Raw genomic sequence first — 14,595 nt, 5'->3', positions numbered from 1 at the left:
TACATTGATACAATTCTAAAAATCCAGTGGAAATTTTCCGCATAATTCTTTGATTTCTGCTGCTATTTGCATGATCTCGAATGATGATGCGACATTTTGTTCAAATTCTTTGAAGTCTAACTCTGCCCAAGGAGCGCAGATTTCCATAACACGATTTATCCACGCAGCAATGTGCGCCATTTCCGGTTCTTTCATGCCCCGCGTGGTAATCCAAGGAGTTCCCATCCGTAATGCAGAAGGATCGGCAGGAGGACGCGTTTCTTGCGGCATGGTGTTATAATTAGCGACGATGCCGGCATAATCCAAAGCTCGGGCAAATTTCTTTCCCAGCACAGGTTTGTTAGTTAAATCAATGAGTACGAGATGTTTATCGGTTCCGCCACTTACGATTTTAAATCCATATTTTTCTAACTCTTTGCATAAAAATTGCGCATTACGTACAACTTGCCAAGCATAGATAGTGAAAGAATATTCCAATGCTTCACCTAAGCCGACGCAGATGCCTGCAATATTATTATTGAATGGTCCGCCTTGAAGACCAGGAAGAACAGCACGATTAATTTTTTTGATAATATCTTCATGACCAAGAATGATTGCTCCACGTCCTGCACGCAATGTCTTGTGTGTAGTCATAGTAACAACATCGGCTATACCAACAGGAGAGGAATTTACGCCTGCGGCAATAAGACCAGCCTCATGCGCAATATCTGCCATGTAATATGCACCAACTTTATTGGCGATGGCTTTCATGCGACGATAATCGATTTCGCGAGGATACGCGGTTCCGCCTGTAATGAGAAGTTTTGGTTTGTACTGCAACGCAATTCTTTCAACTTCTTCGTAATCAAATTGTTGTGTTGCTGGTGATGTTTTGTATTGGACTGTTTTAAAAATTTTAGAAGAAATGTTAACTTTTGCACTGCCACCTTCATAGACTAAAATTGATGCATCAGGGGCACCTTTTGGCTCGTGACTCCATCCATGAGAAAGATGTCCACCATCAGGTAAATACATCCCCATCATCGTGTCACCAACTTCGAGAAGAGCAAGATACACTGCAAGATTAGCGTTACTCCCAGCTAAAGCTTGGACATTTGCACTCCAATCAGGAGGACAACGAAACAATTTTTTGGCGCGTTCAATGGTAAGTGATTCGAGTTCATCGATGTATTGGTTGCCTTCATAGTACCTTTTTTTTACGTTACCTTCAGCATACTTGTGCATTAATACGGAACCGATTGCTTGCCGTACCGCTTTAGAAAAGAAATTTTCAGACGGGATCATCGAAAGTTTATCTTGCTGACGCTGTTCTTCAAGTGCAATGATATGCGCTACATGCGGATCTGTTTTCGATAAATCGTCTGACACTTTTATCCCTCTTTTTCCCTTTTTTATGGAGTTTTGTTAACTCATTAATTACTTTTTATTCATCTCTTGCGCTTTTATACTTTTCAGTTCTGGCGACTATATATCCTACCCCTAAGCATCGCAACTAACTATTGCGAATATATACCACAAAAGTGAAATCGCTATAATCTTGGCGTTCTTCCTCTTGCCATTCTTTAAGGTCGAATGGAGGAAAATAAGTATCCCCTTCGTGATCATGTTTAACTAAAGATAAATAGAGTTTAGTTGCATACGGCAATGCTTGCTGGTAAATCTGCGCACCACCAATCACAAATATTTCTCTGCCAAACTCTTTTGCTGTTGCTATTGCCTCTTCGATGCTTTTAGAGACTATAACTCCTGGTATCTGATCGGTGTTGCGACTGACCACGATGTTATGTCGGTTTGGTAATGATCGACCGATAGAATCATAGGTTTTACGACCCATAATTACCACGTTACCAGTGGTTAGGCGTTTGAAATTACGTAAATCTTCAGGGAGCGACCAAGGCAACTGATTCGCACGACCAATAACTTGATTTTTAGTCATTGCGGCAATAATGGAAACCATTTTCAAACCTTATTATTCGGAGATGCTTAGACTGCAATCGTTGCTTTAATTGGTGGATGAGGGTTGTAATTGATGACCTCAAAATCACTATATTGGAACGAAAAAATATCTTTAACTGTGGGATTTATTTTTAGTGTAGGTAGTGATCTTGGTTCTCTGGAGAGTTGCTCGCTGACTTGTTCCATGTGATTCAAATAAATATGTGCATCACCAAACGTGTGAATAAATTCTCCTGGTTCTAGTCCACAGACTTGCGCAATCATCATCGTTAACATGGCGTAGGAGGCAATATTAAATGGAACGCCTAAGAAAATATCCGCACTGCGTTGATATAATTGACAGGATAATTTTCCATCAACAACAATGAATTGAAAAATAGTATGACATGATGGTGGAGCATGATGATGATGATGAATTAACTCCTGAATTTCGCCGACATTCCAACCGCTGACAATAATGCGACGTGACGTTGGGTCTTTTTTAATTAAATCTATGACATTTTGGATTTGGTTGATTTCCACACCATTACGGCCTTCCCAGCGAGTCCATTGCTTGCCGTAGATTGGTCCTAATTCTCCCCAGCGTTTAGCAAATGCGTCATCTGTTTTAATTCTCTCGACAAACTTTTCAAGCATCTGTTTCCATTCTTCAGAATAGCGAGGATGCTGATGCTCTAATTTGTTTTCTTCAAGATATATTTGAAATGCCCATTCATTCCAAATTTTGACATCATTCTGTACCAAATATTGTATGTTTGTTTCACCTTTGAGAAACCAGAGGAGTTCGTGAATAATGCCTTTCATATAGACTTTTTTGGTAGTGACTAAAGGAAAACCCTCAGCAAGATTAAAGCGCATTTGATAGCCAAAGATGCTTTTCGTGCCAATGCCAGTACGGTCCTTCTTTTCCACACCATTTTTGAGTACATACCGTAGAAGATCACAATATTGCTGCATCAAACTCACCTTTTATGCTGTTCTTTTTGTTATATTGAGTGGTCTGCCCTTTTTTAAGATTTGGGGTTTGGAAGGGATATTCTCATCAGAACGATTGAATCCAAGTTGATTTCTCTAACTATGCAAAAGAAACCTTAGATTTCCCCTCACCTTTCCATCATAAACACCTGTTATCAATTTCTGAAAGATTGGCCACTCTTTATGATACACGTATGTCACTTTTTGTGTATTAAAGATTGTAGGACTTGCCATTACAAAAGCGAGCTCTTTGAGAAGATAATAAACACCTTCATTAACAGCATCCGCAGTAAACTCTTCATTTGATTTACTCATTAATACCTCTCTTGTAACTTCATTCGCATCACTTCTAAATTGACTATTTTTTGAATAAAGAAGTGTGATCTGTTTCAATTTCTCTTGGTAATAGAGATTAGGCGCTATTTCTTCAATCCATTCTATTACTTGGAATTTTGATTTATCTTTCATTGAAGTGATGACGCGTTTAGCCCTGTTTTGGAGTAGATTAGCATTCAATCTCGCTTTTTTCGAAACCTCATTCCCCTCGTAACCCAAAGCTTTGAATGTATGTTGCGCTGGTTCATCAGGAGCTATTACAATAGTTTTGAGGAAATGCTCAGCAGTAAATTTGAGAATTTTTTGAATGATCTCTTCTTTGAAATAACTATTTCCCGCACTCATCCAAACAAGCGCATATCCTTGTTCATCTAAGTTTTTCTCCTCGCCAATAGATTTCCCTACTTTTTTCATTCCATAATTTAGAATGTTTGAAGCTTTTAAAAGATACGTTTTTAAACACCTTTCTCCCACTACTACCCATGTCCAGTCCGGAACTTGACTATCTCTATAGCCTTGATCATGGAGCTATGAAATTTGGTCTTGAACGCATGCGTGCGCTGATGGAGGTACTTAACTATCCTTACCGCCGTTTTCCTTCTATTCATGTCGCAGGTACGAATGGCAAAGGTAGTACCTGTGCATTTCTTGCATCCATTCTCCAACATGCAGGATACAAGGTCGGTCTTAATACCAGCCCTCATTTAGTAACATTCAATGAACGTATTCAAATTAATGGAGTGCGTATTTCTGACTCGGATCTGGCTTTACTCATTCGGGAAGTACGGCAAAAAGTTGAAGAAGAAAAAATCGATATTACTTATTTTGAATTTACGACTGCGTTAGCGTTTCTTTATTTTGCACGAGAGCAAGTTGACATTGCCATTATTGAAGTCGGCATGGGGGGTCGCCTTGATGCAACAAATGTGATCCGACCATTAGTAAGTGTAATTACTAATATTGATCTTGAGCATACTAAAATTCTTGGCGACTCTAAAGTCAAAATTGCCCACGAAAAAGCAGGCATTATCAAAGAAGGCGTACCTGTTGTGACGGCTGAGAAAGATCAATCAGTTCTTGCTGTTTTCTCGGATCGTTGTAAGGAGCGAGGAAGTGTGTTATATGAAACATCATCGCGGGTCACTATCAATCCAGCCTCTTCAACATTAGATTCACAAATGTTTAAAGTGAGTGGCGGGTTTAATGGCACATTTCTAACACAGATGCGTGGAACACATCAACTGGACAATATTGCGACTGCACTGGCTGCGTTATCGTTGTTACCTCGAAAAGAATGGGACATCACTCCCAAAGCAATAGAAGAAGGTTTGAAACTGGCTTATTGGCCAGGACGTCTTGAGGTCATTTCACAAAATCCGTTCATTTTGATTGATGGAGCGCATAATTTAGCGTGTGTCAAAGTACTACTGCAGTACCTTAAGACCATTAAATATCAACATGGTGTTTTATTGTTAGCGTTGAGTGATGATGCAGAAAAAGAAGCTATTATTCCTTTATTGATACCTCACTTTCAACATGTTATTCTTACACAAGGAAATCACAAGCCGCGCAATCCTCAAGAACTCCTGCCTTTAGTGCAGAAATATTGTAAAGATGTAGAAGTAGTTGCTGTGGTTACGGATGCTGTTGTGAAAGCTCTTGCTAAACAAGGAGACTTTGTTCTTGTGACAGGGTCGTTGTATATGATTGGTGAAGCGATGGTTGAGCTAAGAAAAAGAGTACAATAAGAATAAATCGCTGATTTTCTGGTAACATCTAGAGCACAAATGGCAAGACCATGATTGCAATTAAGAGTAATAGCAAGAAGGTGCTGATGCGTCGATACCTTCTTTCACCAATCTCATCACCATAGCGTTTGCGTAAGAAGATTTGCAACATTCTTCCACCATCGACAATAGGGAGAGGCAAGAGATTAAACAAGCCAATACCTGAGCTTAATAAAAATAGCCAACGTAAAAAGTCAGTGATGACATCAAGTATAGAGTGTGTGAACTTCCAGAGAGGAGTTGTAAACTCAGGTTTTAATGTTGCATCGTTATGAATCTGCATGATTCCCAGATAAGGTTTAGTTGCATCGCTGGGGTTTTGAGCTAAAGTAAGGTTATAATTTTTCTGAGTTGTGCCAATAGATAGTACTTGACCTGGCTGCATACATTGAAGTTGTGACCCAAGATCTTCGAAACGTGTCACCGGCTTGCCATTTGCGGAAGTGATAATGGTACCTGGGAGAATGCCTGCTTGAGCAAATGGAAGAGATTCATTTACATACATATCAAAGGTAAACCCGGAAGGTTCAGTCATAGAATTAAGTAATGGTTGTGTTACTGCAGTAACCAAGAAAAACGCGATAACTGCCATCAGAATGTTAGAAAACGCACCTGCTGCAAGAACACTGTACTGCACAATGTCCTTCTCTTTAGCCATCTTTTGTTCATCAGGCTCAACGAATGCGCCAAGCACAGGACCAAAGAAAGCCAGACCAGTATTTTTGACGGGAATGTTGTAGGCTCGTGCGACAATGCCATGAGAGAATTCATGAATAACAGCAATCAAGAAAATTGCCACAAGCCAATGCCAGAATGGCAAGACACCAAAACCAGGGATATTCACGCCAGGCAATGCTAGCGAAGCACCACCAACGGCTGCAGGGTTAGTAAGAAGGTCATAAAGATTTTTGATCAATGCAACAATGATAAAACCCATACCCACAAAACCAATTCCTGTTCCAATATACCCTAAAAGGATTACCCACTCTCGGTGTTTTTTGGAATAATGATCCATCCAGCGTAAACCAAATTTGGTACGGTACAGGAAAATAAATTTGAGTTGTGTTTCAATTTGTTTACGTTTTACGATAAGAAAAATGATAACTGCTAAGTAGAATAAGATAATAGCTTTGTATTGAATGAGAAAGCCAAGTACATCTACCATTCAGACTAGAACATTTTTGGGCTTTTTATATGTTGCTTTTTTAGACAATGTCAGAGAACTATTAAGATTTAATAAAAAATGAAAGAAGATAAAAGAATAACAAGATTAAAGTCTATTTCTTCCGCTTTGGTCGAAGATTCTTGGTTGCGCCATCGCCACGTCCACTAATCTTACCTGATTGCACTTTCAAGGGATTAGCGCGAATTTTACGTTTAGTTCGACGATCAACAAAGACGTTTTTGAATAAGCGTGCTTCTGCTTCAGGAAATTTAACCATTGTTTAGGACCTCATTTAATTTGTTTCATGATTTTCATTCCCATGAGCAACCAGTAAAGGACTTCTACGCCTTCTTTGACTTGGCCGTCTAATTCTTCAGGAATTTCCATCTCGAATGTTTCGTATGTTTCCATATCCATAACATTGGCAATTTTACCAGCTACGGAAAGGATTTGAGCAGTTTTTTTCTCAACGATAGGAACTTCAACTTTATCGTGACCAGGCATAACTGCGTTACGTTTTTTGCCATCAAGCAGACCTACTGCCATTAAGTTAACTTTAGCGTGTCCGTGTTTTCCAGGACGAGACGTTGCAGTATCAGTAATTTTACAAGGAGCATTATCAATAATGAGGGTGTCTCCTTTTTTAAGCGTTCCAACGCTTACCAGTTTTTTTTCATAATCTTCAGCCATTGTGACCACCTATTTCACTGCAAGGCGTATATCTTTATCCGTTACAGTTTTGCGTCCAGCGTGTTCGGCAAGACGTTTTGCCTCAGCAGAGATTTGTTGACCTCTCTCTTCAAGAATTTGCGCCAATGCTTCTTTTGCGTCATCGCTGACTCGAGGAGCACCCGCATCACGCATGATTTTATCCATGGCGTTGAGAGAGAGAAATCTCTTTGTTGACATATTCATAAAAAACTGCTGTTTATTTTTAAATGTTTCTTCAAAGTGATCTTACAATTGAATTTAAATTGACGGTTATTGTTGCAAAAAAGACCAAAATGAGCTTTTTTTGGTTTGACGAGAGGCTTGACGAACAAAGTTATTGAGTTCTACGTCAACTTGTTTTTGATTCGGGTATTGGGCCTCCGCAGCACGAAACGCCGGTGTGTGGGCATGTGAACGTCCGTTTTTATGTTCAAATTGAAAGTGTTTGTGCAACATTTCGTGATATAGCAAGTAATCAAGAATCTGTTGTGGCGCAGTTTGGAAGAGAGTGGAGACGGTGATGGAGTCATCGTGTAAGTTATAATACGCCAAGCGATGGCGTGACGCACTGCCCCAGCGTAAATTGGGTTGTTCCATAGCTCCAGAAAAAAATTGTTGATTCATCCGTGCAAAAGATGCTGCAAGAACTGGATGACTTTCTTCTTTGGGTGTAAATGAAGGAATGTTTTTAGTGAAATGGTGGTAAAGATGAATATTTGACGTAGTGGCTTTTTGCTTGAGCACTTTGAGTAATAAATGTTGAATTAACCCTATTTTGATTTCATCATCAATATCCTTCCACTGCAAATTCATGGCTACACTTAAAGTGTTGTTATAGAGTTTGATATTAGAATTAAACGAACTAAGGCGACGGTTGTATTCAAATTCTGTTTTGTAGCTGAATTCTTTATCTGGAAACAAACGATGATAGGATTCTTCGATAAGATTCATGGAGAATTAGGAATGAATGGTATGTATATAGTTTATGGAAAAAAGAAAAGAAAAAAAAGGAAAATGCCTAATTTCTACAAATAACATTAGCAACGCGAAGTTGGCTTTTATAATCAGTTCGAGAGAATTGAGGGTTAGTGTTAGACTCGCATGCTGAAGGATTAGAATTGCCAACGATATTACAATGATCGAGTGACTTGTGCATGGTATGAAACTGATTACCACTACAAGATAAATCAGAGCTTTCATAATAAATTTGATCTGATATCAATTGCACTGCAAAACAACCACTATATCCCATATCCTGACAAATCTGATTGCCGGATTTCGTTTGTTGATAGGCAGTGTTGCCATAATGATTGGTCAGAGTCTCACCTGCGAGAAAATCAAACCTCTGTTGTTTTTGATTTGCTCCTAATTGTTGTAGCTGTTTAAAATTGATCGCTTCTCCCGCAATAGCACTTTCTTCTTCTGCAGGAGCAGAACTAAATTCAGTCTTGTTAAATCCAAACATGACAACTGCAACAATAGCAACTAATGCCACAATCGCAATAATTGTAATAACATGATTTCTCGATTCTTTATCTGACATAATCAAACACCTCTTTTTGTGGAAAAAGCCAACTTAAGTTAAAAAAAAAAGAGTAAACACTAAAGAGTGATAAATTATTGACGAAGCTTTTATAAAAAACCAAATGAAAAACACTACTACTTTCAGCTCATTAGGAGAAGAAGGCAACACCAATGAAAATTACTGTCCACCTCGAACGAGATAATAAAACTCTCAAATTAAATTTCTCAGGCAAAACCATTGCTGATTTATGTGACCATCTTAAACTTAATTTCGAAACAATTCTCGTTGCGAGGAAGGGGGAGATTCTTACAAAAGATGAAAAGGTTAGTGCTAATGATAGTATTGAGATTCTCAGTGTTATTTCAGGTGGCTAACAATGCAGTGTTCTCAATGCACCCAGAAAGCAGTTATTGAACTGCAGCATGGACCAATCTGTAAGATCCATTTTATTGATTACTTTGAAGAACGAGTTTTTAAGACGATCAATCGTTTTCATCTCATCAACCGAGATGACAAACTGTGTGTCGCGGCTTCAGGAGGGAAAGATTCCCTAAGTGTACTTTATCTGGTCAAGAAATATTGTCAAAAACATCAGATTCCTACTGAAAATCTTTTCGCCTTAGTCGTTGATGAAGGTATCAAGGGTTATCGTTCTACTACTCTTAAAGATCTTGAAGTGTTTTGTAAACAACATAAAATTAAACTCATTAAAACCACTGCAAAAGATGAATTTGGCGCAACACTTGACCAAGCATATCCCATTATCAATAAGAGTGATAAGAAAAAACCATGTAATGTTTGTGGAGTGTGGCGACGTTATCTTCTTAATAAATATGCTCGCCAGCAGGGAGCAACGAAAGTTGTGACTGGTCACAATCTTGATGATGAAGCTCAGGCGATTATCATGAATCTGTTTAAGGCAAATACAACTCTTGCAGGACGCCTTGGTCCAATTTCTGGTGTTGAAGAACAAGAAGGACTGGTGCAACGAGTAAAGCCATTATATCTTTGTCCTGAGAAAGAAGTGCGGCTTTATGCATACCTTAAAGCGTTTCCAGTTCATTTTATCGAGTGTCCTTATAGCAAGGAAGGATATCGCCATGATATTCAAACAATGCTAAATCAATTTGAAGAGAAATATCGAGGTACAAAGCAAGGTGTAATTAATTCCTATTTGGATATTTTACCGTTGCTCAAACAGACTGGACAAAAAGAGAGCGTGCAGATCAGAGAATGTAAAGAGTGTGGCGAACCGGCGAATGCTGAGGTATGTAATGCGTGTAAGATGAAAGCAATTGTACAATTAGCAATGAAAAAAGATAATACAAAACAAAAACCAATAGAGCTCAAAAAAAGATCTAATTCAACAAAAACCAAGAGCAAAATCAAAAATGAATCAATCAAAAAAACCAAGTCGTTACGCACGACAAGAAATACTTCCACAAATCGGACTGACCGGACAAAAAAAAATTAGCGACGCTATTGTTGCTATCGTTGGTCTGGGCGCGTTAGGTAGTGTTACTGCTGAACTTTTAGCACGGGCAGGTGTTGGGACTATCCTGTTAATTGATCGCGATGTTGTTGAGAGATCTAACTTACAACGTCAGGTTCTTTACGCTGAGTCTGATATTGGGAAAAGTAAAGTTGCGGCGGGACAGGTGCGGTTACAATCTGTCAACGGTGAAATTAAAATCATCCCTTACGCTATTTCTCTTGATGCAAGAAATATCTCCTTGTTGAAGAATGTAAAAGTTATTGTTGATTGTACCGATAATATGTATACCCGCTTTGTTCTTAATGATTATTGTCGTAAGAATAAAATCCCATTGATCTATGGTTCAGCAATTCAGACAAGCGGATACGTTATGAGTGTGTTGCCTACTGGACCATGTCTACGTTGTTTCCTCTCGGATGTGAATTTAGAGACGTGTGAGAGCGCAGGCGTTCTTAATACAGCAACAAGTGCAATCGCTTCACTGCAGGTAACGCATACGTTGAGAGTAATCACACAAAGCATCAAGAAAGAAGAAATTGGAAAACTGTCCTATATTAATGTCTGGGATACTACTCTCCAATCACTCGTGATCAATCAACGCAAAGACTGCCCCACTTGCAACAAGAAGTACGAGTATCTTACTAAAGTACCAGACATCAGACCAATTCGCTTCTGTTCTACTGGTCAATTTCAGGTGCAAGGCAAACCTGTTAACCTCAAAACTATTGAGCAACGCTGGAGAAAAATTGGGAATCCTGTTAACGATTCTCTTTCTCTTCATTTGAACAATATTACACTTTTTGCTGATGGTAGGGCTTTAATTCGAGCAGAGTCAAAACAAGAAGCACTTAAAATCTATACAAAGTATGTGGGATTGTGAAAGTTATAAAATTTGATTTGGAATCAGATCGCGGCTTGCTGATATTTTGTGTAATCTTCTCTTGCTTGTTTAACAGAATACGCGATTAATGGACGTAGACAGACTAAGTTTGTTGTAGTTGGAGAAAATGTTTCAAATGTTTCACCACACATCAGCACGTTAATTCTATTCCTCTGGGCAAACTCTTCAACTTCCTGCCAATTGGTGAATTTATTAATTTGTAGATGACTAGCACTGTATTTCTCTAAGAGGGAAATGTCAATATCGTGGAAGGAGATAGGAAAGATGTTTATTCCTCTTTTCATCGTGAGGAGTCCTGCGAGCATACCTTCATTTCCATCAACAAGAACGAGAACTCGACCATCACATCCAGTGGGTAATCCGCCAAAACAAATGACTTTTTCACTGCAAAGATAAGCACCCGAGGCTTGTATTTCAATGGTGAGTGTTTCATCTTCTTTGAAGTCGTAATTTGGGAATGTAGAATGCAAGTGTTGGGAAACTGCTTTGGTAATCTCGGGTGAAGTGAGAGGGAAGTTTTTATCTGAGCGATGTGCAGCAATAAGAGAAAGGTAATTTTGTTTTTGGGCAATTTCAACAGCTGCAGCGAGAATAGCATCCATATTTTTTTCAACACGTAGAGCAAGGGAGTAAGAAGTTAGACCAAAAACTCGACGTAGTGTTTTGTGATTGTTCCAATACGGAATAAAGATACGCCCAGCACAGAGTTTGACATCCGACTGTCCCGTAATGGTGCGAATATTCTTGACTAATTGTTTTTCAAAATCTCCTTTGTTTTTTCCTTTGAGAAAAATTTCACCATAACGGACAATGAGGTGGGTAGGTTGCATTGTGAGCATGGCTAGAAGCTATTTTAAAAATGTTAGTACTACTGCAAGACTACAAGCCATTTTTTGATAATAGCAATCCGAAGTGGTAACAACTGAGCTCCTTTTTAAATTTTATAAAGGCAATATTTAAATAGGGATTATTCCTTTATATATTAGATATTCAGGAAGTTTATAGTATTCAGAAGGGGGTTTGAGACGTATGGTCAAAAAGCAGGAAGGAAAAAAGAGTATTCGCATTGTAAATATTGTTGTTTCTACAGGTCTTGAGAAAGATATTCCACTAGAGAAAATGGCGGCAACTCTGCCTAATACCGAGTATAATCCAGAGCAATTTCCCGGATTAGTTTTGCGGATTAAAGAGCCAAAAACGTCAGCATTGATCTTTTCGAGTGGAAAAGTTGTCTGTACTGGCGCTCGAACTCTTGAAGAAGTCGATCGCAGTATTCAAAGCATCATTAAAAGTCTTAAAAAATTAGATATTAATGTGACAATTAAACCACAAATCACAGTTCAAAATATTGTTGCATCAGGAAGTATTGGTATGGATCTTAATCTAAACGTCTTAGGTATTAAACTACCTAACACAGAATATGAACCTGAACAATTTCCAGGGCTTGTTCACAAGCTTAAGGGTACTAATGCAACATTCCTTCTTTTTAGTAATGGAAAGATTGTATGTACGGGAACTAAAACTGAAGAACAAGTTAATGACGCAACTGATAAATTAATTGAGAATTTGCGCAAAGTTTTGGCTAAGTAAATTTTTCTCTTTTTATTGTCTTTATTTTCTGATATTATTTTAGGAATGCACCTCGATTTCCACACTGGTCAAATCACCTAAATGTTTAAATAGCAACCAAACTCTAAAATAATTTGATAGGGCATGGAAGTAGACGAACAAATTAAGATTTTTCGGGAATTTATTGAACAAAATTATTACCCTCAATTGCTCGAAGCTGTGCGTAAAGGACAAGGATATCTTGTACTTGATTTTAATGAGTTGATTAAGTTTAATACAGAACTGGGTGATGAAATTTTAGAAACGCCAGAAGAGCTTCTTAAGGCAGGAGAGCTCGCAATTAAAGAGTTTGATCTTCCAAAAAAAGTAAAGAAATTCACGATTCGGCTGCGTAATCTTCCCGATTCCCAACGAGTTTTAATTAGCGAAATTCGCAGTAAGCATTTACTTAAACTTGTTTGGACTGAAGGGATTGTTCGACAAAAATCCGATGTACGTCCTCATGTGACGGCAGCAAAATTTGAGTGCCCTTCGTGTGGCAATATCCTTAATGTTTTGCAACTTGATAAAAAGTATAAAGAACCAAGTAGGTGTAGTTGTGGACGTAAAGGAAAATTTAAAGAGATTTCCAAAGAGTTAGTGGATGGACAAGGATTAGTATTAGAAGAATCACCTGATGATCTGGATGGGTCACAACCAAAACGTATCAATGTTTTTCTTAAAGATGATTTAGTTTCGCCAATTTCGGAAAAGAGGAGTAGTCCAGGAACAAAGATTAGGTTAGGTGGTTGGCTTGTGGAAGTGCCTGTAACATTACGAACAGGTGGACAGGCAACGAAATATGATTTAATCATTGAAGCAAACCATATGGAACCCCTTCAAGATGATTTTGGGGATATCAAAGTTTCAGATGAAGAGCTAGAAGAGATCAAAAAAATAGCTAAAATGGCAGATCCTTTAGCTCATATTGCAGCAAGTCTTGCGCCTTCTATTTATGGTCATGATAAAATTAAGGAGGCATTAGTGTTACAGCTTGCGGGCGGGTGTCGTAAAGTACGACCCGATGGCGTTGTCACGCGTGGGGATATGCATATGTTATTAATTGGTGATCCTGGATCAGGAAAATCACAATTGCTTAAACGGATGTCAAAGATTGCTCCTAAAGCACGTTTTGTAAGCGGTAAGGGTGCAACAGGAGCAGGACTTACGGCATCAGTTGTAAAAGATGAATTTTTGGGTGGCTGGAGTCTTGAGGCAGGAACGCTGGTTTTAGCAAACCAAGGGTTTGCGATCATTGATGAGATGGATAAGATGAGTAAAGAGGACCGATCAGCACTTCATGAAGCTTTAGAACAGCAAAGCATTAGCATTGCAAAAGCAAACATTCAAGCAACATTACGTTGTGAGACGACTGTACTGGCAGCAGCAAACCCTAAATTTGGACGGTTTGATCCTTATGATTTAATTGCAAATCAAATTGATCTTCCCCCAACACTTATCAACCGGTTTGATCTTATTTTTCCTGTTAAGGACATGCCAAATAGAGAGAAAGATGAACTTACTGCTGATTTTATTTTAAGCCTACATAAGAATCCTGATGCTGCAACTTCCGAAATTCCTACTGATCTTCTTAAAAAATATTTTGCGTATGTTCGACAAAAGATGTCACCAAAGATGACTGACGGAGCAATCGAGGAACTAAAACAATACTATATTACTATGCGTGATACGGGAAATGGAAGTGAAGGTGGAGTTAAAAGTATTCCAATCACAGCACGTCAACTTGAAGGTCTTGTACGCCTTTCTGAAGCAAGCGCAAAAGTGCGACTCTCCAAAACCGTGACCAAGAAAGATGCGCAAAAAGCAATTGAACTAACGGATTATTGTCTGAACCAGATCGCTAAAGACTCAGAAACGGGAAAAATCGACATTGATAGATTAGGTAGCCGTATTACGGCAACACAGCGTAGCAGTATTAGTATCGTTAAGGAAATTGTACAGGCACTTGAAGAACAACGTAATGAGAAAATCGTGTCTGTTGAGGAGATTATTGAAGCAGCAAAGGAGAAGAATATTCCTCCAGATAAAGTGGAAGAGGCATTAGAGAAATTACGGCGTTCGGGTGATATTTTTGAGCCTCGCCGCGGTTTTGTACAGCGACTCTAACTAAAAATG

17 protein-coding genes are annotated in these 14,595 nt (G+C 38.7%); 6 read left to right on the top strand and 11 right to left on the bottom strand.

The window, feature by feature from the left end:
- Positions 1-15 precede the first annotated feature (15 nt).
- From HYV86_05745 to HYV86_05730, 4 genes are all read right to left on the bottom strand, one after another.
- On the bottom strand, positions 16-1,395 hold the full coding sequence (locus tag HYV86_05745) for a serine hydroxymethyltransferase (protein MBI2573339.1): 1,380 nt from the start codon (positions 1,393-1,395) through the stop codon (positions 16-18).
- A 97-nt stretch (positions 1,396-1,492) separates the two neighbouring features.
- On the bottom strand, positions 1,493-1,957 hold the full coding sequence (locus HYV86_05740) for a dihydrofolate reductase (GenBank protein ID MBI2573338.1): 465 nt from the start codon (positions 1,955-1,957) through the stop codon (positions 1,493-1,495).
- A 26-nt stretch (positions 1,958-1,983) separates the two neighbouring features.
- Positions 1,984-2,913 carry a thymidylate synthase gene (thyA, locus tag HYV86_05735; protein ID MBI2573337.1) on the bottom strand — a complete coding sequence of 310 codons (930 nt, stop codon included), beginning with the start codon at positions 2,911-2,913 and terminating at the stop codon, positions 1,984-1,986.
- Positions 2,914-3,027: 114 nt separating this feature from the next.
- Positions 3,028-3,681, bottom strand: a complete 654-nt coding sequence (locus HYV86_05730) for a tRNA-dependent cyclodipeptide synthase (GenBank protein ID MBI2573336.1) — start codon at positions 3,679-3,681, stop codon at positions 3,028-3,030.
- A gap of 68 nt (positions 3,682-3,749) precedes the next feature.
- Between HYV86_05730 and HYV86_05725 the strand changes: the two genes are divergently transcribed.
- Positions 3,750-5,015, top strand: a complete 1,266-nt coding sequence (locus HYV86_05725; GenBank protein ID MBI2573335.1) for a bifunctional folylpolyglutamate synthase/dihydrofolate synthase — start codon at positions 3,750-3,752, stop codon at positions 5,013-5,015.
- A 28-nt stretch (positions 5,016-5,043) separates the two neighbouring features.
- On the opposite strand, the gene HYV86_05720 is transcribed toward HYV86_05725, so the two are convergent.
- From HYV86_05720 to HYV86_05695, 6 genes are all read right to left on the bottom strand, one after another.
- Positions 5,044-6,219 (bottom strand): site-2 protease family protein, encoded by a 1,176-nt coding sequence (locus HYV86_05720; protein MBI2573334.1) that lies wholly within the window; start codon positions 6,217-6,219, stop codon positions 5,044-5,046.
- A 112-nt stretch (positions 6,220-6,331) separates the two neighbouring features.
- Positions 6,332-6,496 carry a hypothetical protein gene (locus tag HYV86_05715; protein ID MBI2573333.1) on the bottom strand — a complete coding sequence of 55 codons (165 nt, stop codon included), beginning with the start codon at positions 6,494-6,496 and terminating at the stop codon, positions 6,332-6,334.
- 11 nt (positions 6,497-6,507) lie between these two features.
- Entirely contained in the window at positions 6,508-6,909 is a 402-nt protein-coding gene (locus HYV86_05710; GenBank protein ID MBI2573332.1) for a translation initiation factor IF-5A, read from the bottom strand.
- Positions 6,910-6,918: 9 nt separating this feature from the next.
- The gene (locus tag HYV86_05705) at positions 6,919-7,128 is read right to left on the bottom strand and encodes an NFYB/HAP3 family transcription factor subunit (protein MBI2573331.1); all 210 of its coding nucleotides are present in this window, start codon (positions 7,126-7,128) and stop codon (positions 6,919-6,921) included.
- Between the two features lie 72 nt (positions 7,129-7,200).
- Positions 7,201-7,881 carry a M48 family metallopeptidase gene (locus HYV86_05700; protein ID MBI2573330.1) on the bottom strand — a complete coding sequence of 227 codons (681 nt, stop codon included), beginning with the start codon at positions 7,879-7,881 and terminating at the stop codon, positions 7,201-7,203.
- 67 nt (positions 7,882-7,948) lie between these two features.
- On the bottom strand, positions 7,949-8,473 hold the full coding sequence (locus tag HYV86_05695) for a hypothetical protein (protein MBI2573329.1): 525 nt from the start codon (positions 8,471-8,473) through the stop codon (positions 7,949-7,951).
- Between the two features lie 152 nt (positions 8,474-8,625).
- Between HYV86_05695 and HYV86_05690 the strand changes: the two genes are divergently transcribed.
- From HYV86_05690 to HYV86_05680, 3 genes are read left to right on the top strand one after another with little or no spacing between them, the layout of a single operon-like run.
- A complete protein-coding gene (locus tag HYV86_05690; protein MBI2573328.1) occupies positions 8,626-8,829 on the top strand; it encodes a MoaD/ThiS family protein in 204 nt (67 codons plus the stop codon).
- A 2-nt stretch (positions 8,830-8,831) separates the two neighbouring features.
- The gene (locus HYV86_05685; GenBank protein ID MBI2573327.1) at positions 8,832-9,929 is read left to right on the top strand and encodes a TIGR00269 family protein; all 1,098 of its coding nucleotides are present in this window, start codon (positions 8,832-8,834) and stop codon (positions 9,927-9,929) included.
- Positions 9,847-10,830 carry a HesA/MoeB/ThiF family protein gene (locus HYV86_05680; protein ID MBI2573326.1) on the top strand — a complete coding sequence of 328 codons (984 nt, stop codon included), beginning with the start codon at positions 9,847-9,849 and terminating at the stop codon, positions 10,828-10,830. Before HYV86_05685 ends, HYV86_05680 begins: the two co-directional genes overlap by 83 nt.
- 23 nt (positions 10,831-10,853) lie before the next feature.
- On the opposite strand, the gene HYV86_05675 is transcribed toward HYV86_05680, so the two are convergent.
- Positions 10,854-11,681 (bottom strand): hypothetical protein, encoded by an 828-nt coding sequence (locus HYV86_05675; GenBank protein ID MBI2573325.1) that lies wholly within the window; start codon positions 11,679-11,681, stop codon positions 10,854-10,856.
- 199 nt (positions 11,682-11,880) lie between these two features.
- Here HYV86_05675 and HYV86_05670 point away from each other — a divergent pair, with 199 nt between their 5' ends.
- Positions 11,881-12,441 (top strand): TATA-box-binding protein, encoded by a 561-nt coding sequence (locus tag HYV86_05670; protein MBI2573324.1) that lies wholly within the window; start codon positions 11,881-11,883, stop codon positions 12,439-12,441.
- Between the two features lie 123 nt (positions 12,442-12,564).
- Positions 12,565-14,586: a minichromosome maintenance protein MCM gene (locus HYV86_05665; protein ID MBI2573323.1), complete on the top strand. Its 2,022-nt coding sequence runs from the start codon at positions 12,565-12,567 to the stop codon at positions 14,584-14,586.
- Positions 14,587-14,595 lie beyond the last annotated feature (9 nt).

The sequence above is a fragment of the Candidatus Woesearchaeota archaeon genome, assembly GCA_016188115.1.
Taxonomy (GTDB): domain Archaea; phylum Nanobdellota; class Nanobdellia; order Woesearchaeales; family GW2011-AR9; genus JACPIK01.
The sequence above is the reverse complement of the archived record's forward strand: the minus strand, read 5'-3'. Positions and strand labels throughout refer to the sequence as shown.

Excerpts from the sequence above, each read along its gene's own strand:
- HYV86_05675 (MBI2573325.1), bottom strand. The coding sequence starts at position 11,681 with ATGCAACCTACCCACCTCATTGTCCGTTATGGTGAAATTTTTCTCAAA.
- HYV86_05685 (MBI2573327.1), top strand. The coding sequence starts at position 8,832 with ATGCAGTGTTCTCAATGCACCCAGAAAGCAGTTATTGAACTGCAGCAT.
- HYV86_05695 (MBI2573329.1), bottom strand. The coding sequence starts at position 8,473 with ATGTCAGATAAAGAATCGAGAAATCATGTTATTACAATTATTGCGATT.
- HYV86_05705 (MBI2573331.1), bottom strand. The coding sequence starts at position 7,128 with ATGTCAACAAAGAGATTTCTCTCTCTCAACGCCATGGATAAAATCATG.
- HYV86_05700 (MBI2573330.1), bottom strand. The coding sequence starts at position 7,881 with ATGAATCTTATCGAAGAATCCTATCATCGTTTGTTTCCAGATAAAGAA.
- HYV86_05680 (MBI2573326.1), top strand. The coding sequence starts at position 9,847 with ATGAATCAATCAAAAAAACCAAGTCGTTACGCACGACAAGAAATACTT.
- HYV86_05730 (MBI2573336.1), bottom strand. The coding sequence starts at position 3,681 with ATGAAAAAAGTAGGGAAATCTATTGGCGAGGAGAAAAACTTAGATGAA.
- HYV86_05720 (MBI2573334.1), bottom strand. The coding sequence starts at position 6,219 with ATGGTAGATGTACTTGGCTTTCTCATTCAATACAAAGCTATTATCTTA.
- HYV86_05740 (MBI2573338.1), bottom strand. The coding sequence starts at position 1,957 with ATGGTTTCCATTATTGCCGCAATGACTAAAAATCAAGTTATTGGTCGT.
- thyA (MBI2573337.1), bottom strand. The coding sequence starts at position 2,913 with ATGCAGCAATATTGTGATCTTCTACGGTATGTACTCAAAAATGGTGTG.
- HYV86_05715 (MBI2573333.1), bottom strand. The coding sequence starts at position 6,496 with ATGGTTAAATTTCCTGAAGCAGAAGCACGCTTATTCAAAAACGTCTTT.
- HYV86_05690 (MBI2573328.1), top strand. The coding sequence starts at position 8,626 with ATGAAAATTACTGTCCACCTCGAACGAGATAATAAAACTCTCAAATTA.
- HYV86_05665 (MBI2573323.1), top strand. The coding sequence starts at position 12,565 with ATGGAAGTAGACGAACAAATTAAGATTTTTCGGGAATTTATTGAACAA.
- HYV86_05725 (MBI2573335.1), top strand. The coding sequence starts at position 3,750 with ATGTCCAGTCCGGAACTTGACTATCTCTATAGCCTTGATCATGGAGCT.
- HYV86_05710 (MBI2573332.1), bottom strand. The coding sequence starts at position 6,909 with ATGGCTGAAGATTATGAAAAAAAACTGGTAAGCGTTGGAACGCTTAAA.
- HYV86_05670 (MBI2573324.1), top strand. The coding sequence starts at position 11,881 with ATGGTCAAAAAGCAGGAAGGAAAAAAGAGTATTCGCATTGTAAATATT.